The sequence below is a fragment of the Pseudomonas sp. GCEP-101 genome (assembly GCF_025133575.1).
Lineage (GTDB): Bacteria > Pseudomonadota > Gammaproteobacteria > Pseudomonadales > Pseudomonadaceae > Pseudomonas > Pseudomonas nitroreducens_B.
Genome location: NZ_CP104011.1, coordinates 4398917 through 4417505 on the forward strand (window position 1 = coordinate 4398917; position 18589 = coordinate 4417505).

19 protein-coding genes are annotated in these 18589 nt (G+C 67.5%); 7 read left to right on the forward strand and 12 right to left on the reverse strand.

The features are described 5' to 3' along the window. The first annotated feature begins 130 nt into the window (after nucleotides 1–130). From N0B71_RS20170 to N0B71_RS20185, 4 genes are read left to right on the forward strand one after another with little or no spacing between them, the layout of a single operon-like run. Complete coding sequence (locus N0B71_RS20170) at nucleotides 131–1426, forward strand: MdtA/MuxA family multidrug efflux RND transporter periplasmic adaptor subunit (RefSeq protein WP_259754503.1); 1296 nt, start codon at nucleotides 131–133, stop codon at nucleotides 1424–1426. Then, the gene (locus tag N0B71_RS20175) at nucleotides 1423–4545 is read left to right on the forward strand and encodes an MdtB/MuxB family multidrug efflux RND transporter permease subunit (protein ID WP_259754504.1); all 3123 of its coding nucleotides are present in this window, start codon (nucleotides 1423–1425) and stop codon (nucleotides 4543–4545) included. Before N0B71_RS20170 ends, N0B71_RS20175 begins: the two co-directional genes overlap by 4 nt. Continuing rightward, on the forward strand, nucleotides 4545–7661 hold the full coding sequence (locus N0B71_RS20180; RefSeq protein ID WP_259754505.1) for a multidrug efflux RND transporter permease subunit: 3117 nt from the start codon (nucleotides 4545–4547) through the stop codon (nucleotides 7659–7661). Before N0B71_RS20175 ends, N0B71_RS20180 begins: the two co-directional genes overlap by 1 nt. Further along, nucleotides 7658–9136, forward strand: a complete 1479-nt coding sequence (locus tag N0B71_RS20185; protein WP_259754506.1) for an efflux transporter outer membrane subunit — start codon at nucleotides 7658–7660, stop codon at nucleotides 9134–9136. The genes N0B71_RS20180 and N0B71_RS20185 overlap by 4 nt, the downstream gene beginning before the upstream one ends. Nucleotides 9137–9144: 8 nt before the next feature. Here the strand turns inward: N0B71_RS20185 and N0B71_RS20190 are convergent, their stop codons facing one another. The 7 genes from N0B71_RS20190 to N0B71_RS20220 form a co-directional block, all read right to left on the reverse strand. Continuing rightward, nucleotides 9145–9438: a hypothetical protein gene (locus N0B71_RS20190; protein WP_259754507.1), complete on the reverse strand. Its 294-nt coding sequence runs from the start codon at nucleotides 9436–9438 to the stop codon at nucleotides 9145–9147. 34 nt (nucleotides 9439–9472) lie between these two features. After that, nucleotides 9473–10141, reverse strand: coding sequence for a C40 family peptidase (locus N0B71_RS28180; RefSeq protein WP_311197165.1), 669 nt, complete (start codon nucleotides 10139–10141; stop codon nucleotides 9473–9475). Between the two features lie 139 nt (nucleotides 10142–10280). Next, nucleotides 10281–10955, reverse strand: coding sequence for a C40 family peptidase (locus N0B71_RS28185; protein ID WP_311197166.1), 675 nt, complete (start codon nucleotides 10953–10955; stop codon nucleotides 10281–10283). Between the two features lie 115 nt (nucleotides 10956–11070). Beyond that, complete coding sequence (locus tag N0B71_RS20205) at nucleotides 11071–11496, reverse strand: VOC family protein (RefSeq protein WP_259754508.1); 426 nt, start codon at nucleotides 11494–11496, stop codon at nucleotides 11071–11073. Nucleotides 11497–11516: 20 nt separating this feature from the next. Next, entirely contained in the window at nucleotides 11517–11978 is a 462-nt protein-coding gene (locus N0B71_RS20210; protein ID WP_259754509.1) for a hypothetical protein, read from the reverse strand. Between the two features lie 93 nt (nucleotides 11979–12071). Then, nucleotides 12072–12395: an antibiotic biosynthesis monooxygenase family protein gene (locus N0B71_RS20215; protein WP_259754511.1), complete on the reverse strand. Its 324-nt coding sequence runs from the start codon at nucleotides 12393–12395 to the stop codon at nucleotides 12072–12074. Beyond that, nucleotides 12392–13150, reverse strand: a complete 759-nt coding sequence (locus N0B71_RS20220; RefSeq protein WP_259754513.1) for a CTP synthase C-terminal region-related (seleno)protein — start codon at nucleotides 13148–13150, stop codon at nucleotides 12392–12394. The genes N0B71_RS20215 and N0B71_RS20220 overlap by 4 nt, the downstream gene beginning before the upstream one ends. 108 nt (nucleotides 13151–13258) lie before the next feature. Here N0B71_RS20220 and N0B71_RS20225 point away from each other — a divergent pair, with 108 nt between their 5' ends. Continuing rightward, nucleotides 13259–14131, forward strand: a complete 873-nt coding sequence (locus tag N0B71_RS20225; RefSeq protein WP_259754514.1) for a LysR family transcriptional regulator — start codon at nucleotides 13259–13261, stop codon at nucleotides 14129–14131. Between the two features lie 44 nt (nucleotides 14132–14175). On the opposite strand, the gene N0B71_RS20230 is transcribed toward N0B71_RS20225, so the two are convergent. Beyond that, nucleotides 14176–14544, reverse strand: coding sequence for a hypothetical protein (locus tag N0B71_RS20230; protein WP_259754516.1), 369 nt, complete (start codon nucleotides 14542–14544; stop codon nucleotides 14176–14178). 269 nt (nucleotides 14545–14813) lie between these two features. On the opposite strand from N0B71_RS20230, the gene N0B71_RS20235 reads away from it, so the two are divergent. Further along, nucleotides 14814–15140 carry an I78 family peptidase inhibitor gene (locus N0B71_RS20235; protein WP_259754517.1) on the forward strand — a complete coding sequence of 109 codons (327 nt, stop codon included), beginning with the start codon at nucleotides 14814–14816 and terminating at the stop codon, nucleotides 15138–15140. 60 nt (nucleotides 15141–15200) lie between these two features. On the opposite strand, the gene N0B71_RS20240 is transcribed toward N0B71_RS20235, so the two are convergent. Both N0B71_RS20240 and N0B71_RS20245 read right to left on the reverse strand, forming a co-directional pair. After that, nucleotides 15201–15458 carry a hypothetical protein gene (locus N0B71_RS20240; RefSeq protein WP_259754519.1) on the reverse strand — a complete coding sequence of 86 codons (258 nt, stop codon included), beginning with the start codon at nucleotides 15456–15458 and terminating at the stop codon, nucleotides 15201–15203. Between the two features lie 142 nt (nucleotides 15459–15600). Next, nucleotides 15601–16524 (reverse strand): LysR family transcriptional regulator, encoded by a 924-nt coding sequence (locus N0B71_RS20245; RefSeq protein WP_259754520.1) that lies wholly within the window; start codon nucleotides 16522–16524, stop codon nucleotides 15601–15603. Between the two features lie 121 nt (nucleotides 16525–16645). Here N0B71_RS20245 and N0B71_RS20250 point away from each other — a divergent pair, with 121 nt between their 5' ends. Next, on the forward strand, nucleotides 16646–17404 hold the full coding sequence (locus tag N0B71_RS20250) for a 3-oxoacyl-ACP reductase family protein (protein ID WP_259754521.1): 759 nt from the start codon (nucleotides 16646–16648) through the stop codon (nucleotides 17402–17404). Between the two features lie 31 nt (nucleotides 17405–17435). Here the strand turns inward: N0B71_RS20250 and N0B71_RS20255 are convergent, their stop codons facing one another. Continuing rightward, nucleotides 17436–18104: a hypothetical protein gene (locus N0B71_RS20255; RefSeq protein WP_259754522.1), complete on the reverse strand. Its 669-nt coding sequence runs from the start codon at nucleotides 18102–18104 to the stop codon at nucleotides 17436–17438. Next, a complete protein-coding gene (locus N0B71_RS20260) occupies nucleotides 18050–18511 on the reverse strand; it encodes an FUSC family protein (protein ID WP_259754523.1) in 462 nt (153 codons plus the stop codon). Before N0B71_RS20260 ends, N0B71_RS20255 begins: the two co-directional genes overlap by 55 nt. Nucleotides 18512–18589 lie beyond the last annotated feature (78 nt).

Here is an 18589-nt window from a genome sequence, read left to right on the forward strand (position 1 = left end):
GGTAATTCGTAACTCCCGGTAAATCCAAGGTAAATAGCGGGTAAAGAGACTTTGCCTGCGGCTTTGCTGTGCTTATCGTTCAGCCTCGGTATTCTCACTTCTTTTCGCCAAGACCTCGAAGACAGCGCTCATGACTGCAAGCAACGGATCGCCCTCCACCCTCCGCAAACTGCGCCCCTGGCTCATCACCGCGCTGCTGTTCGCCGCGGTGGTGGGGCTGATCATGTGGCTGCACTCGACGTCGACCGGTGCGCCGGCGGCCCAGGGCGGGCGCGGCGGGCGACCGGGCCCGGGGCAGATGGCCGCTGGGCAGGGCGGTGCGGCGGTGACCGTCAGCGTCGCGCCGGTGCTCAAGGGCGACCTGCCGGTGCACTACCACGCGCTGGGCACAGTCACGGCCTACAACACCGTCAACGTTCGCGCGCGGGTCAGCGGCCAGCTGGTCAAGGTGCCGTTCCAGGAAGGCCAGGAAGTGAAGGCCGGCGACGTGCTCGCGGTGATCGACCCGCGCCCGTTCCAGGCCGCGCTGGACCAGGCCCAGGGCACGCTGCTGCAGAACCAGGCGCAACTGAAGAACGCGCAGATCGACCTCGCCCGCTACAAGGGTCTGTACGCCGAGGACTCCATCGCCAAGCAGACCCTGGACACCCAGGAGGCCCAGGTGCGCCAGTACGAGGGCACCCTGAAGACCAACCAGGGCCAGGTCGCCGACGCCAAGCTCAACCTCGAGTTCACCCAGGTGCGCGCGCCCATCTCCGGCCGCGTGGGCCTACGCCAGGTGGACGTGGGCAACCTCGTCACCTCGGGCGACACCACGCCGCTGGTGGTCATCACCCAGGTCAAGCCGATCTCCGTGGTGTTCAGCCTGCCGCAGCAGCAACTGGGCACCATCGCCCGCGAGCTGTACAGCGGCAAGCCGGTGCCGGTGGAGGCGCTGGACCGCAACCAGAACCAGACCCTGGCTACCGGTGTGCTGAAGACCCTGGACAACCAGATCGACACCACCACCGGCACCGTCAAGCTCAAGGCCGGCTTCGATAACGACGACCACAAGCTGTTCCCCAACCAGTTCGTCAACGTGCGCCTGCTCGCCGAGACCCTGCCGGGCGTGCTGACCATCCCGGCCAACGCCGTGCAGCGCGGCAACGACGGCACCTACGTCTACCTGGTCGGCGCGGAGGACAAGGCCAAGCGCCAACTGGTCACCCTGGGCACCAGCGAAGGCGAGCGCGTGGTGGTCACCGAGGGCCTGAAGGAGGGCGACCGCGTCGTCGTCGAAGGCACCGACCGCCTGCGCGACGGCACCCGCATGACCATCGCCGCCTCCGACGCCAAGGCCCGCGCGGCGGCCGAGGAGGGCGACAAGTCCACCGCCAAGCCGTTCGGTTCGGACACCCCGGTCCAGGACAGCGGTAAGAGCGAATGAACCCGTCCCGCCTGTTCATCCTGCGGCCGGTCGCCACTACGCTGTTGATGGTGGCGATCCTGCTGTCGGGGATCATCGCCTACCGCTTCCTGCCGATCTCGGCATTGCCGGAAGTGGATTACCCGACCATCCAGGTGGTGACCCTGTACCCCGGCGCGAGCCCGGACATCATGACCTCCTCGGTGACCGCGCCGCTGGAAAACCAGCTGGGGCAGATTCCCGGCCTCAACGAGATGTCCTCCACCAGCTCCGGCGGCGCCTCCGTGATCACCCTGCAGTTCAGCCTGCAGATCAACCTCGACGTCGCCGAGCAGGAAGTCCAGGCGGCGATCAACACCGCGCAGAGCCTGCTGCCCAAGGACCTGCCCAACCAGCCGGTGTACAGCAAGGTGAACCCGGCGGACGCGCCCATCCTGACGCTGGCGGTAATGTCCCCGGACATGCCGCTGCCGCAGATCCAGGACCTGGTGGACACCCGTCTCGCGCAGAAAATCTCGCAGATTTCCGGCGTCGGGCTGGTCAGCATCAGCGGCGGACAGCGCCCGGCCGTGCGCATCCGCGCCAACCCGTCGGCCCTGGCCGCCGCCGGCCTGAGCCTGCAGGACCTGCAGACCACCGTCACCAACAACAACCTCAACGGCCCCAAGGGCAGCTTCGACGGCCCGACCCGTTCCTCGACCCTGGACGCCAACGACCAGCTCAAGTCCGCTGACGCCTACCGCGACCTGATCATCGCCTACAAGAACGGCTCGCCGCTGCGCGTGCGCGACGTGGCCAGCGTGGAGGACGACGCCGAGAACGTGCGCCTGGCCGCCTGGGCCAACACCTCGCCAGCGGTAGTGCTGAACATCCAGCGCCAGCCGGGCGCCAACGTCATCGAGGTGGTGGACAGCATCAAGAAGATGCTGCCGCAATTGCAGGCGACGCTGCCCGGCAGCCTGGAAGTGACGGTGCTCACCGACCGCACCACGACCATCCGCGCCTCCGTGGCGGACGTGCAGTTCGAGCTGTTCCTCGCCGTCTGCCTGGTGGTGATGGTCACCTTCCTGTTCCTGCGCAACATCTCCGCGACGCTGATCCCCAGCTTCGCCGTGCCGCTGTCGCTGATCGGCACCTTCGGCGTGATGTACCTCGCCGGATTCTCGATCAACAACCTGACGCTGATGGCGCTGACCATCGCCACCGGCTTCGTGGTGGACGACGCCATCGTCATGGTGGAGAACATCGCCCGCTACCTGGAGCAGGGCGACGAACCGCTGGAGGCCGCGCTCAAGGGCTCCAAACAGATCGGCTTCACCATCATTTCGCTGACCTTCTCGCTGATCGCCGTGCTGATCCCGCTGCTGTTCATGGGCGACGTGGCGGGGCGGCTGTTCCGTGAGTTCGCCATCACCCTGGCGGTGGCGATCCTCATCTCCGGCTTCGTCTCCCTGACCCTGACGCCGATGCTCAGCGCCAAGCTGCTGCGCCACGTCGAGCCGGAGAAGGAAGGGCGCTTCGCCCGCGCCGCCGGGCGCTTCATCGACACCATGATCGAGCGCTACGCGAGCGCCCTGCGCGTGGTGCTGCGCCATCAGCCGCTGACCCTGCTGGTGGCCATCGCCACCGTGGTGCTCACCGCGCTGCTGTACATCTTCATGCCCAAGGGCTTCTTCCCGGTGCAGGACACCGGGGTGATCCAGGGCATCGCCGAGGCGCCGCAGTCGATCTCCTTCCAGGCCATGGCGAGCCGCCAGCAGGACCTGGCCGAGATCGTGCTGAAGGACCCGGCGGTGGAAAGCCTGTCCTCCTTCATCGGCGTGGACGGCACCAACGCCACGCTCAACACCGGGCGCTTGCTGATCAACCTCAAGCCCCACGCCGAGCGCGACGTGACCGCCAGCGAGGTGATCCAGCGCCTGCAGCCGGAGCTGGACCGGATCGCCGGCATCAAGCTGTACATGCAGCCGGTACAGGACCTCACCATCGAAGACCGCATCGCCCGCACCCAGTACCAGTTCACCCTGCAGGACGCCGACCCGGACGTCCTCGCCGACTGGGTGCCGCGCCTGGTCGAGCGCCTGCAGCAACTGCCGGAACTGGCCGATGTGGCTACCGACTGGCAGGACAAGGGCCTGCAGGCCTACATCAACATCGACCGTGACACCGCCTCGCGCCTGGGCGTGAGCCTGTCGAACATCGACAGCGTGCTGTACAACGCCTTCGGCCAGCGGCTGATCTCCACCATCTTCACCCAGGCCACGCAGTACCGCGTGGTGCTGGAAGTGGCGCCGCAATTCCAGATCGGCCCGCAGTCGCTGGAGAACCTCTACGTGCCGTCCAGCGACGGCACCCAGGTGCGCCTGTCCAGCCTGGCCAAGGTGGAAGAGCGCCACACCCTGCTGGCGGTCAACCACATCGCCCAGTTCCCGGCCGCGACCATCTCCTTCAACCTGGCCAAGGGCGTCGCCCTCGGCGAGGCGGTGCAGGCGATCCGCGATGTCGAGGCACAGATGGACATGCCCGTCAGCCTGCAGGGCAGCTTCCGCGGCGCGGCGCAGGCGTTCGAGGCCTCGCTGTCCAACACCCTGCTGCTGGTGCTGGCGTCCATCGTCACCATGTACATCGTGCTGGGCATCCTCTACGAAAGCTTCATCCACCCGGTGACCATCCTCTCCACGCTGCCCTCGGCGGGCGTGGGGGCCCTGCTGGCGCTGATGCTCTCCGGGCAGGACATCGGCATCGTGGCGATCATCGGCATCATCCTGCTGATCGGCATCGTGAAGAAGAACGCGATCATGATGATCGACTTCGCCCTGGACGCCGAACGCAACGAGGGCAAGCCGCCCCATGAGGCGATCTACCAGGCCTGCCTGCTGCGCTTCCGGCCGATCCTGATGACCACCATGGCCGCGCTGCTGGGCGCGCTGCCGCTGATGCTCGCCGGCGGCGCCGGCGCTGAGCTGCGCCAGCCGCTGGGCATCACCATGGTCGGCGGCCTGCTGGTCAGCCAGCTGCTGACGCTGTTCACCACGCCGGTGATCTACCTGTACTTCGACCGCCTGGCCGCGCGCTGGGCCAACTGGCGGCAGCGCCACGGCCTGGACGTGAACAGCATCGACCCGGCGGAGCGCGGCTGATGGGCGGGTTATCGCGCCTGTTCATCCTGCGCCCGGTCGCCACCCTGCTGCTGACGGTGGCGCTGATGCTGGCCGGCGTGCTGTCGTTCAGCCTGCTGCCGGTGGCGCCGCTGCCCAACGTCGACTTCCCGACCATCCTGGTGCAGGCCTCCCTGCCCGGCGCCAGCCCGGAAACCATGGCCTCCACGGTGGCGACGCCGCTGGAGCGCTCGCTGGGGCGCATCGCCGGGGTCACCGACATGACCTCCAGCAGCTCCCTGGGCAACACCACCATCATCGTGCAGTTCGACCTGTCCAAGGACATCGACGGCGCCGCGCGCGAGGTGCAGTCGGCGATCAACGCGGCCATGAGCCTGCTGCCCTCGGGCATGCCGAACAACCCGACGTACCGCAAGGCGAACCCGTCGGACATGCCGATCATGATCCTCACGCTGACCTCGGACACCTACACCCGCGGGCAGATGTACGACCTGGCCTCGACCATCGTCTCGCCCAAGCTCGCGCAGGTGAAAGGGGTGGGGCAGGTGAGCATCGGCGGCTCGTCGCTGCCGGCGGTGCGCGTCGACGTCAACCCGGACCAGCTCAGCCAGTACGGCATCTCCCTGGACACCGTGCGCAACGCCATCAACAACACCAACGCCGACGGCCCGAAGGGCTCGCTGGAGTTCGGCGACCGGCACTGGCAGGTGGACTCCAACGACCAGCTGCGCAAGGCCAGCGAGTACGCGCCGCTGATCGTCCACTACAACGCCGAGACCGGCGCCGCGGTGCGCCTGAAGGACGTCGCCACGGTCACCGACTCGGTGGAGGACGTGCGCAACGCCGGCTTCTCCGACGACCTGCCGGCGGTGCTGCTGATCATCACCCGGCAGCCGGGCGCCAACATCATCGAGGCCACCGACGCCATCCACGAGCAGTTGCCGATCATCCAGGACGTGCTCGGCCCGCAGGTGAAACTGTCGGTGATGGACGACCGCAGCCCGTCGATCCGCTCCTCGCTGGAAGAAGCCGAGCTGACCCTGATCATCTCCGTGGTGCTGGTGATCCTGGTGGTCTACCTGTTCCTGCGCAACGGCCGCGCCACGCTGATCCCCAGCCTCGCGGTGCCGGTGTCGCTGGTGGGCACCTTCGCGGTCATGTACCTGTGCGGCTTCTCGCTGAACAACCTGTCGCTGATGGCGCTGATCATCGCCACCGGCTTCGTGGTGGACGACGCTATCGTCGTGGTGGAGAACATCGCCCGGCGCATCGAGGAGGGCGATCCGCCGATCCAGGCGGCCATCCGTGGCGCGCGGGAAGTGAGTTTCACCGTGCTGTCGATGACCCTGTCGCTGGTGGCGGTATTCATCCCGCTGCTGCTCATGGGCGGCATCACCGGGCGGCTGTTCCGCGAGTTCTCGGTGACCCTGGCGGCGGCCATCCTGGTGTCGCTGGTGGTGTCCCTGACGCTGACGCCGATGCTCTGTGCGCGCCTGCTCAAACCGGTCGAGCGCGGGCCGAAGAAGGCCTCGCTGGAGCGCCAGAGCAACCGCTATTTCGTCGCCTTCATGCAGCGCTACCGCGCCAGCCTGAGCTGGGCGCTGGAGCATTCGCGGCTGATGGTGGTGATCATGCTCGGCTGCATTGCGCTGAACCTGTACCTCTTCGTGGTGGTGCCCAAGGGCTTCCTGCCGCAGCAGGACTCCGGACGCCTGCGCGGCTTCGCGGTGGCCGACCAGAGCATCTCGTTCCAGGCGCTGGACAAGAAAATGGCCGAGTTCCGCCGGATCCTCTCCGAGGACCCGGGCGTGGAGAACGTGGTGGGCTTCGTCGGCGGCGGCAAGTGGCAGTCGAGCAATACCGGCTCCTTCTTCGTCACCCTGAAGGACATCTCCGAGCGCGACTCCGCCGAAACCATCGTCAACCGCCTGCGCAAGCGGCTGGCGCAGGTGCCCGGCGCCAACCTGTTCCTGGTCGCCGGCCAGGACGTGCGCATCGGCGGCCGCCAGGGCAATGCGCAGTACGACTTCACCCTGCGCAGCGATGACCTCACCCTGCTGCGCGAATGGGCGCCCAAGGTGGAGGCGGCGATGAACAAGGTGCCGCAGATCGTCGACGTCAGCAGCGACGCCCAGGACAAGGGCGTGCAGAGCCGCCTGGTGATCGACCGCGACCGCGCGGCGAGCCTAGGGGTGAACGTCGCCGAGGTGGACGCGGTGCTGAACAACTCCTACGGCCAGCGCCAGGTCTCGACCATCTTCAACCCGCTGAACCAGTACCACGTGGTAATGGAGGTCGCCCAGCCGTACCAGGAGACGCCCGAGGAGCTGCGCCAGGTCTACGTGATCAATAGCGAAGGCCAGCGCATCCCGCTCTCGGCCTTCACCCACATCGAGCCGAGCCGCGCGCCGCTGGAGGTCAACCACCAGGGCCAGTTCGCCGCCACCACCTTCTCCTTCAACCTGGCCCAGGGCGCGCAGATCGGCCCGGCCCGCGATGCGATCCTGGCGGCGGTGGAGCCGATCCACCTGCCGATGGAAATCCAGGCCACCTTCGAGGGCAACGCCGGAGCGGTGCAGGACACGCAGAACGACATGCCGTGGCTGATCCTGCTGGCGCTGGTGTCGGTCTACATCGTGCTGGGCATCCTCTACGAAAGCTACGTGCACCCGCTGACCATTCTCTCCACGCTGCCCTCGGCGGGCGTCGGCGCGCTGCTCACGCTGATGCTGTTCCGCACCGAGCTGTCGCTGATCGCGCTGATCGGCGTGATCCTGCTGATCGGTATCGTGAAAAAGAACGCCATCATGATGATCGACTTCGCCCTGGACGCCGAACGCACCCAGGGCCTGTCGCCGCGGGACGCGATCCTGGAGGCGGCGATGAAGCGCTTCCGGCCGATCATGATGACCACCCTGGCCGCCATCCTCGGCGCGCTGCCGCTGATCTTCGGCATCGGCGGCGACGCCGCGCTGCGTCGCCCGCTGGGCATGACCATCGTCGGCGGCCTGATCGGCAGCCAGTTGCTGACCCTGTACACCACCCCCGTCGTCTACCTCTACCTCGACCGCCTGCGCCATTGGGTCAACCAGAAGCGCGGCGTGCGCACCGACGGCGCCCTGGAGACACCCGTATGATCCGTTCCCGTTCCCTGCTCACTCCGCTGGCCCTGGCCCTGGCGCTGGCCGGTTGCGCCATCGGCCCGGACTACCAGCGCCCCGAGCTGACGGTGCCCGCCAGCTTCAAGGAGGGTGAGGGCTGGCAGCTGGCCAAGCCGCAGGACGGTTTCAACCACGGCGCCTGGTGGGAGCTGTACGGCGACGCCACGCTGAACGACCTGCAGACCCGCCTGGTGGCCGCCAACCAGACCCTGGCGCAATCGCTGGCGTCCTACCGCCAGGCCCAGGCGCTGGCCAAGGGCGCGCGTTCTTCCTTCTTCCCGACGATCAGCGCCGACGTCGGCAAGACCCGTTCCGGCCAGGGCACCGGCAGCGGCGGCAGCGTGCGCCTGCCGGACGGTTCCACCGTCAGCAGTGGCGGCGGCAGCAGTTCGATCAGCAACAGCTACTCGGCGAGCCTGGGTGTGAGCTGGGAGCTGGACCTCTGGGGCAAGCTGCGTCGCCAACTGGAGGCCGACACCGCCAGCATGGACGCCAGCGCCGCGGACCTGGCCAACTCGCGTCTGTCCCTGCAGTCGCAGTTGACGCAGAACTACCTGCAGCTGCGGGTGATGGACCAGCAGATCAAGCTGCTCAACGACACGGTCACCGCCTACCAGCGCTCGCTCAAGCTCACCGAGAACCAGTACAACGCCGGTATCGTCACCAAGGCCGATGTCGCCCAGGCGCGCACCCAGCTCAAGAGCACCGAGGCCCAGGCCATCGACCTGAAATACCAGCGCGCCCAGCTCGAGCACGCCATCGCCGTGCTGGTCGGCGTGCCGCCGGCCCAGTTCTCCCTGGCGGCGGTGGACGGCGTGCCGAAGTTGCCGGCAGTGCCGGCGCTGCTGCCGTCCGAATTGCTGCAACGCCGGCCGGACGTGGCTTCGGCCGAGCGCCAGGTGATTGCCGCCAACGCCAAGATCGGCGTGGCCAAGGCCGCCTGGTTCCCCGACCTGACCCTTACCGCCGCCGGCGGCTATCGCAGCGGCAGCTTCCAGAACTGGATCGAGACGCCCAACCGCTACTGGTCCATCGGCCCGCAGTTCGCCATGACGCTGTTCGACGGCGGGCTGATCGCCTCCCAGGTCGAGCAGGCCGAGGCGAGCTACGACCAGACCGTGGCGACCTACCGGCAGACCGTGCTGGACAGCTTCCGCGAGGTCGAGGACTACATGGTCCAGCTCAAGGTGCTGGAAGAGGAGAGCGGCGTGCAGCAGGAAGCGCTGGACGCTTCCCGCGAGGCGCTGCGCCTGACCACCAACCAGTACAAGGCCGGCACCATCGACTACAGCAACGTGGTCACCACCCAGACCAGTGCGCTGTCCAACGAGCGCACGCTGCTGACCCTCACCGGCAGCCGGTTGACGGCCAGCGTGCAGTTGATCGCCGCGCTGGGCGGGGGGTGGGATGCGGCGAAGATCGCCGAGGAAGGGCAGGCCAAACGCGACTGACGCAACCGTCAGTCGTCGATCAGCGCGGTCAGCGGAATCCGGAAGTGGCTTTGTCCATCGAGGGATTTCACCCCGCGCGGCGACGCGGTGCTGACCAGCGCCACGCCATCCAGGCGCTCCAGTACTTCGCAGTCGATCTGCCCGATCGCCGGCAGGCGGTCATCGGCACTGGCCGTGCGCAGGCGTGAGCGCGGCTTGAGGAAGCGCCAGTCGCGGCCACAGGCATCGATCAGGCGGCACTCGGCCCAGCCAGGGAAGCACTCTTCGGTATAACGCACGATCTCGACCATCAGGCGTGGCATGGCTGGCTCTCCGTCGGCAGGTTGTAGGGGGTGTTCAGCCAAGGAAGCGGCGGGCTGTGGTGAAGCTGCGTTGCCAGTAGCTGTTGTCCAGCGAGTCCATGCGGATGCTCGAGCCAGTGCTGGGGGCATGGATGAACTGGTTGTTGCCGATATAGAGACCGACGTGGCTGACGTTGCCACTGCCGTTGCGGTTGAAGAACACCGCATCGCCGGGCTTGAGCTGGGCAAGGCTGACATGCTTGCTGTCGTCGTCCTGGATCATTTCGCCGGTGGTGCGTGGCAGGCTCACGCCCAGTTCCGTGCGGAACAGGTAGACCAGCAGGCCGCTGCAGTCGAAGCCCGTTTCTTCGGAGGTGCCGCCCCAGCGATAGGGGATGCCGATGAGTTGCCGGGCGCGGGCAACCACCCGCGCGTTGCCGGCGGCCCGCAGGGCGTGCATGCGGCTGCCCTGGGCGCTGGCCAGGCCGCTGCGCACGGTGTTGCGATTGAAGTCGCGGGCGTGCTGAGCGCCAGGCAGGCTGGCGGCCTTGTAGATCGAGGCGATACGGGTGGCCTTGTAGGCCGAGACGGGGCGCGTGTCCTTGTATACCGAGACCTTCCGGCTCTCCTTGTAGTGCGAGACTTTGCGGTTCTCTTTGGCCTGACACGGCGTCAGTGTCAGGGCGAGCAGCAGGGAGGTGGTCAGGACAAGGAACGGACGCATCGTTGGAACATCGCAGCAGGGAAACGAAGCCGACCATGTTAAGAACCTCGTCAGGCAATGAGAGTTGGTTGCCGACCGAAAGTGCGTGGGAATATTCCGAATGAGTCGCTGGCGGTGACTCGCAGGCCCAGGCGCGGCGTTACCCGCTGAAGCGTCGGGCGGTGGTGTAGCTGCGTTGCCAGTAAGTGTTGGCCAGCGAGTCGATGCGGATGGTCTTGCCGCTGCTGGGGGCGTGGATGAATTGCCCGTCGCCGATGTACAGGCCGACGTGGCTGGCCCGCCCGCTGCCGTTGCGGTTGAAGAACACCGCATCGCCCGGGCGCAGTTCGTTGCGGCTCACGGTGTTGCGGCGCTGCGCGATCATCGACGCGGTGGTGCGCGGCAGCTGGCGTTTGGCGATGCTGCCGTACAGGTAGACCAGCAGCCCGCTGCAATCGAACCCGGCTTCCTCGGTGGTGCCGCCCCAGCGATAGGGCGTGCCGATCAGTTCGTGGGCGCGGGCGACGATGAGCGAGGTATCCACCGGGCTGAACGGCGCCAATTGCTTGCGCAGCACCGTGAGGCGGGCGAGGGCGCCCCGTTGCTCGGCCGTGAGCGTTTGCGGGTCAACCGGCTGGGCCGAATCGCCGACGCGGCTGGCGGCGGCCTCCTGCAGACGTTGCGCAGGCGCGAAGCCCGCGTGGCTGTATGCGCGCACCACGGCGTTGGACTCCAGGCGGCGCCAGGCCGGGGCGTCGAAATCATCGGCCAGGACGGTGGTCGTACCCAGCGCGAACAGCAGATGAAGAGGCAGCCAGTGAAGGAGAGGGCGCACGTCGAATAACCTCGTGGAGCAAGTGACGGCGCCATCCTAGAAAGGATCAGGGAAAGACTCTGTAGGGGAATTCCTTGAGCGGTGAAAGTTAAATCCAGTCGCGATGACGGACGTGTCAGCGTGCGAACAGCTGGCCGATGTCCTTGAAGGCCTTGAATTCCAGGGCGTTGCCGCAGGGATCGAAGAGGAACAGCGTCGCCTGCTCGCCTACCTGCCCCTGGAAGCGTACGTGCGGCTCAATGACGAACGCCGTGCCGCGCTCGCGCAGCCGCTGCGCCAGGCGTTCCCAGTCCTCCCACGGCAGCACCACGCCAAAGTGCGGCACCGGTACGTCGTGGCCGTCCACGGCGTTGGTGTGCGCCGCTTCCTGGCTGGCGGTGCGCGGGTGCTCGTGGATCACCAACTGGTGGCCGAAGAAGTCGAAGTCCACCCATTGCGCGCTGCTGCGGCCTTCGGCGAGGCCGAACACCTCGCCGTAGAAGCGCCGGGCCAGGGCGAGATCGTAGACGGGGATGGCCAGGTGGAAGGGCGAAAGTGCCATGGATGTGCTCCCTGTCGGCCTCAGGCCGGAACGGCCAGCAGGCGGGTGATGGCGGCCTTAGCCGCGTTCATCTGGCCTTCCCGGGCCAGGCGGGTGAATTCCAGCAGCGCATGTTCGTGCTCGGCGAGGTCGTCGAGGATGTCGCGGTCATCGTCGTCACCCGCGACGGCCAGGTCGTCGTAGCGCTGGACGTAGGGTTCCACCAGCACTTCGAGCTTCTCCAGGGTCTGCGGCCAGTCGAGCCCGCGCCAGTCGGCGGCACGTTGGCGGCCCTGGGCGGCGGCATGGGCGGTGTCGCCCAGCGGCAGGCCGTGGCGTTGCAGCAGTCGCGCCATGCGCAGGGCGGTCTGGCGCTCCAGTCGCGCCAGCAGGAGCATCGAGGACGCCCCCTCCGGCAGTTGCTCGGCCAGGCCGAGGAAGAAGTTCTCGCCGCGGACTTCGCCCAGGTAGGCGGCCTGCAGTTCACGGGCTTGTCGGTGCATGCGTCGGTCCCCCTTTGCTCAATGGGGACCAGCCTAGACGATGTGCGGCGGGCATCGAACCCGGCATGTCGTGTCTGGGCCAGAACGGGTCGCTCAGCGTTCGAAGCCGTATTCGCGCTCGACCCGGCTGATGCGCACGCGGAAGGCGCTGTACCAGTCGCGCCGACCGGCCTGTTGCGCCATGCGGTGCTCGGCCTGCTGCTTCCACTGGCGGATCGCGGCTTCGTCACGCCAGTAGGACACCGTGATGCCCAGCCCATCGGCGCCGCGGGCGGACTCCACGCCGAGGAAGCCGTCCTGCTGCGCGGCCAGTTCCAGCATGCGCTCGGCGGTGGCGCCGTAGCCGTCGTCCAGCTCGGTGCGGTAGGAGGTGAAGGTCACGGCGTAGTAGGGTGGCTGCGGGGTGCTGGCGATCATGCGGGGCTCCCGATCTGGCGGGTTTCGCGGCTGGTTTCCAGGCTCGACTGATGGCGGAATGCGGCCGAAAGCAGCGCCTCGGCCAGCGGCACGGCGATGCCGGCCAGCGCCTTGCGTTCGGGCTGGAACAGGGTGGCAATGAAGAACGGATGGTCGGTGGCTTCTAGCGCGCGGATGCTGCCATCCTCGCCGTGGGCGCAGGCGCGCAGCGAGCCCCCGAAAAGCGCATCCTGGAACGCCGGATTGACCCCGTAGCTGCAGCGATAGCCCTCGCGGATCTGGGGTACGCCATAAATAGCCGCCAGGTGCGAACCGGCGGCGAGGCGAATGGTTTCGCTGACTTCCACCAGGGAGCAGGGCAGGGCGTGCACCACCGGGCGCGCCGCTTCCGGGTCCGTTTCCGCGTGGGCGGCGTCCTGCCAGCCTAGGACGTTGCGCGCGCGCTCCAGCAGGGCGTGCTGGAAGCCGCCGCAGGTGCCGAGGAAGGGCACCTGGTTTTCGCGGGCGAAGGTGATGGCCCGGAGCGCGCCGTCGGTATCCCGGTAGGGGCTGCCGGGAATGCACCAGAAGCCCGCGTAAACGTCCAGATCCAGCCCTTCGGCGAGGCGCGGCGTGTCCAGCCAGTCGATGCGCAGGGTGCCGGAGTGCGGCAGCAGCGATTGCTGCAGCGCCAGGGGAATCGCCCAGTGGGCGGTGACGCGGCTGTCGCGGTCGCCGATCAGCCCGATCCGCAGTGCTTTACGACGTTTTCCCATCTTTTGCTCCCCCTGGCGTCGGAGCCCTCTGGCGGGCCTTTGGGAGGCAATTTATAGTTGCGCAGGCGCAATCGAAAATGGGCGGTCGCGCAACCTTGGAGTGCGTCGATGCAATACCGTCTGGAATACGCCGATCTCGCGCTGGTGCTGGCGCTGGTGCGCGGCGGCAGCCTGGCCCGGGCCGCGGAGCTGCTCGCGGTGGACGTCTCCACCGTGTTCCGCGCCGTGCGCCGGCTGGAAAAGGCGCTGGGCACCGCGCTGTTCGAAAAGGGCCGCAACGGCTACCTGGCCACCGCCACCGCGCAGCAATTGGCGACCCAGGCGGAGTTGGCCGAGCAGGCCCTGGAAGCGGCGCGCCTGGGCCTGGAGCAAGGCCACGACGTGCTCAGCGGCACGGTGCGCCTGACCTGTTCCGACACCGTACTGCAAGGCCTGCTGCTGCCGGCACTGGCGCGCTTCATGAAGCGCTATCCCGCATTGAACCTGGAGCTGACCACCTCCAATGCCTTCGCCAACCTCAGCCGCCGCGACGCCGACATCGCCCTGCGTCTGACCAGCGCGCCGCCGGAACACCTGGTCGGGCGCAACCTGGGCGAGGTGCACTACGTGCTCTGCGCGCACCGCGACTACCTCGCGGAACAGGGCGAGCGGCCCTGGCAGGAGCTGAGCTGGATCGCTCCGGACGAATTCCTCCCCGACCACTCCAGCGTGGCCTGGCGCCGTCAGGTGTTCCCGGCCGTGGTGCCGGCCTATCGCTGCAACAGCATGCTCTCGGTGCTCGACCTGTGCCGTGCAGGCCTTGGCCTGGCGGCGCTGCCGGCGTTCCTGCTGCGCCCCGGCGACGGCCTGCAGGTGCTGGAGCCGGAACTGCCCGGCTGCAGTACCCATCTCTGGCTGCTGACCCGCCCCGACTGCCGGGCGCTGCGCGCGGTGGTCACGCTGTTCGAGGAACTGGCCGGCAGCATCCGGCTGCGCGGCTGAATGAAAAGACCCCGCGCTCAGGCGGGGTCTTAGGTCGTGCAGGCTTACCAGTGACGGTAATGGCCGCCGTAGTAGGCCGGGCCGTAATAACGCGGCGGGCCATAGTAGCGGGGCGGACCGTAGTAGCGCGGGCCCGGCACCACCACGACAGGGCGGTAGACCGGCTGGTAAACCGGTTGATAGACCGGTGCCGGCTGGTAGTACACCGGCGGCGGCGGGTAATAGGCCACGGGGGGCGGCGGAGCGTAATAGGGCGCCGGCGCGGGTTGCGACCCAGCGACCACTGCACCCCCGATAACAGCACCGACCACGGCGCCTATCGCAGCGGCATCGGTGTTGCTATTGGCCGCCGCCTGACCGGCGACGGCGAGGCCAGCGCAGAGCAGGGCGATCTGGGGGAGACGGTGAAGCATGATGCACCTCCTGAGGAACCCGGCGAGGAACCAGGTATCTATGAGACATCGGCCTCGATCGAATCGTAACGCCGCCGGTGTAAAGGTTGTGTAAATGGCGCCGTACGGTTTCGTGAGGTCGACTGCGTGCATCAGCTTGCAATACATCGGTGCGCTGCTGGGCCCTGCTGGCTGGTAAGGTGGCGCCCTTCGCGTTTCCGAGCTTTTCCTCGGAGCCTTTTTTCCAGGCTCTTTCCGAGCTCTTTTTTCCAGGAACCAGGGAGACTTCCATGCCCTTCAATCGAGTGACGCTCGTGTCGCTTCTCGCTGCCGCCGCGCTGGCCGGTTGCAGCTCCAAGGATTCCTCGTCCGATGCCGCGCCGCCGGCCGCGGACAACCCGCCGGCTATGACCGGCACCTGCAACGCCAAGGCGGTGCAGTCGATCGTCGGCAAGATCGTCACCCCGACGCTCACCGAAGAGGCCCGCCGCGACGCCGGCGCCGCCGTCGCCCGCGTGCTCACCCCGCACCAGCCGGTGACCATGGAATACAACTCGCAGCGCCTGAACATCGATGTCGATGACAACCAGGTGGTGAAGCAGGTTTCCTGCGGCTGAGCCGATTCGCCGCCATGAAAAAGCCCCGCCTAGGCGGGGCTTTTTCGTTTCCAGCGCGAATCAGCGGTTGGCGGGCTTCTTGATCACGCGCAGCGCCTGGCTGGACTGGTTGACGCATTCCTTGTAGTCGCCGGCCTTTTTCGCCGCCTCGGCCTTGGCGAGGTACTCGTGGACCGCATTCACTTTCACGCCGGTGGCGTTCGGGCTCGCGGTCTTGAGGAAGTCGTTGATCTGCTGCAGGTTGCCGTCGCACAGCGCGCTGTCGGCGAAGGCCGGTACGGAAAACACCATGGCCAGAAGCAGGGCATATTTTTTCATGCAGGTTCTCCTTGCATCTCGAATGCCGAATCGAAGAAATTCGAAATTACGGTAGCTTGCTAATGATCGACAAGCGTTTGCCCTGCGAATTCAATTCATTTCTGACCCGTGTCAGGCAAAGGCCAATCCGCCGTGTCGCCCGTCAGATCGCGCTGAACCTGCGCTCCAGGCCGTGGCCGCGGAAGTGCTCGATGACGTAGTCGACGAAGACCCGCGTCTTCGCCGGCAACAGCTTCTGCGCGGCGTAGTACAGCGCAGTGTTGCCGGCGTCCACGTACCACTCCGGCAGCACCCGCAGCAGGCGGCCGCTGTCCAGGTAGGGCACGGCGTGCTGCATGCTCACCAGGGTGACGCCCAGGCCCATGAGTGCCGCGACGCAGGCGGCTTCCGGGTCGCTGAAGGTCATGCGCTCCTTCAGGGCGATCGGCGCCTGGGCCTGCTGGCGGTTGGTCAACGGCCAGGGGCGCACGCGGCCGGTCTGCGGCGAGCGGATGCGGATGCCGTCGTGGCTGGGCAGGTCCGAGGGGTAGCGGATCGCCGGGCGCGCCTCCAGATAGGCCGGCGAGGCTAGCAGCACCAGGTGCGCGGGGCACAGCGTGCGCGCCACCACGCCGGGCGGCAGCTCGAAACCGCCGCCGATGGCGGCATCGAAACCTTCGGCGATGAGGTCGACCTGGCGGTTGTCGAAATGCCAGTCCGGACGGATCGCCGGGTAGCGGTCGAGGAAGTCGCCCAGCAGCGGCAGGATGTAGTCGCGGCCGAACACCAGACCCATGCTCACCTTCAGCACGCCGCTGGGCTGGCCGTCGGCGCTGGCCAGGTTGGCGATGGCGCTCTGCAGGCTGGCCAGGCCGCCGCCGGCCTCCTCGAGAAATCGTTCGCCGGATTCCGTCAGGGTCAGGCTGCGGGTACTACGCTGGAACAGCCGCACGCCCAGGTTGTTTTCCAGCCGCGCCACGTTCTTGCTCACCGCCGCCGGGGTCAGCCCCAGGCGCCGCGCGGCGGCGGCGAAGCTGCCGGCCTCGGCACTGCGGACGAAGCATTCGATACTGATCAGGCTTTCCATGGGTGGCATTCCGGACGTTTGGTATCGACTGAATATAGCGATTGCTGGCTACCGAGTAACGAGTCCAAGCGCGAAACTGGCCCCGTCGAACTCACCCACCCCCTGATTCTGGAGATACCCCATGACCACCACCCACACCCACCAACCCCTGGCCGGCAAAGTCGCTTTCGTCCAGGGCGGCTCCCGCGGCATCGGCGCCGCCATCGTGCAGCGTCTGGCCCAGGAAGGCGCCGCCGTGGCCTTCACCTACGTCAGCTCGGCGCAGAAGGCCGACGACCTCGCCGCCAGCATCGAAGCCGCCGGCGGCCGCGCCCTCGCACTGAAGGCCGATAGCGGCGACGCGGCGTCCGTGCAGCACGCCATCGACACCGCGGCCCAGCGCCTGGGCGGCATCGATATCCTGGTAAACAACGCCGGCGTGCTGGCCATCGCCCCGGTGGAAGACTTCAGCCTGGAAGACCTGGACCGCACCCTGGCGGTGAACGTGCGCAGCGTCTTCGTCGCCACCCAGGCCGCCGCGCGGCACATGGGGCAGGGCGGGCGCATCATCACCATCGGCAGCACCAACGCCGACCGCATGCCCTTCGGCGGCGGCGCGGTGTACGCGATGAGCAAGTCGGCCATCGTCGGCCTGACCAAGGGCCTGGCCCGGGACCTCGGCCCGCGCGGGATCACCGTGAACAATGTGCAGCCCGGCCCGGTGGATACCGACATGAACCCGGCGGACAGCGACTTCGCCGCCTCGCTGATGGACCTGATGGCGGTCGGGCGTTACGGCCGTGCGGAAGAAATCGCCGCCTTCGTCGCCTACCTGGCCGGCCCGGAAGCCGGTTACATCACCGGCGCCAGCCTGACCATCGACGGCGGCTTCGGGGCTTGATGGGCACCCGATAACAGCAGCGCGGCCGGGCTCAGCTCCGGTCGCGGCTCTGGATGTTCCAGTGGTCGGCGGTGCTGGCGAGCTTTTCCGAGAGCATCTCCACCTGTTCGTAGAGGCGCAAGGTGAGCCAGTAGAAGCCCTGCTTCTCGAAGGAGTCGGTCAGGTTGTGCGGCCGCGCCGGGAGGTTGTCCAGGCCCTGGCAGGCCTGCACCAGTTTGCTGGTGCGGCTGAACTTCAGCGCATGGGCCGATTGCAGCAGCAGGCGGCCGATGATCTGCCGGTGCGCGTCGAGACTGGCCGGCACCGGTTCTATCTCCCCGGCCTCGGCAGCGAACTGCCGCGAGGCGATCAGCGATTCCAGCGTGCCCATGATCGCGCGGTGGATGCGCTGGATGATCTCCAGCTCGCGCAGCGGCATGCCCGTCTCCCGCGAGACCGGCCCCAGGTGTGCGCGGGCCGCCACCAGCCGATGGTCCAGCTCCTCCAGCTGGCGGGCGAAATGCTCGGCGGTGAAATCGTGGTTGGAGGACAGTTGCCCGTACATCCGCGCGCAGGCCCGCAGGTTGTCCGAGAGCAGGTAGCGCCAGACGTAGACGGCGCGCAGCGGGTAGATCTGCGAGAACAGCAGGGCCACGGCGACGCCGATCAGCACGTTGGCCGAGCGCCACAGCCGGTTTCGCCGGGGCCGGCGACGATGCACAGGGTGATCCCCGCCAGCAGCGCGACGTAGCCGGGACGGCGGATGGCATAGAAGGCCGAGGCCGCCCCCAGCACCGACATGGTCAGGTAGGTGAGGAGCAGCGAACGGCTCTGGTCGTAGATCGCGATCACGCACAGCCCCAGCGCCGCGCCGACCAGCGTGCCGACCACCCGTTCGCAGGACTTGCCGCGAATCGTCCCCTGGTGCACCAGCCCGCCCATCACCACCAGCACCGTGATCGAGGCCCAGAGGCCGTGGGGGAGCTTCAGCGCGCTGGTCAGCAGCATCGAGGCGAGCAGCGCCAGGCCTACGCGCACGCAGTGGATCCAGGCGGCGTAGCGGTAGCGGGTGTAGGGGTTGGCCAGGCGGCGGAACGGCAGGGTGAGGGTCGAGGGTTGCTTCGCCAAGGGAAGCGGCTCCTGTGCGGGCGGTGGCGATGCTAAGGGTAGCCGCTGCGGGCCGGAACGGGCGGCCCTGAGGCAATC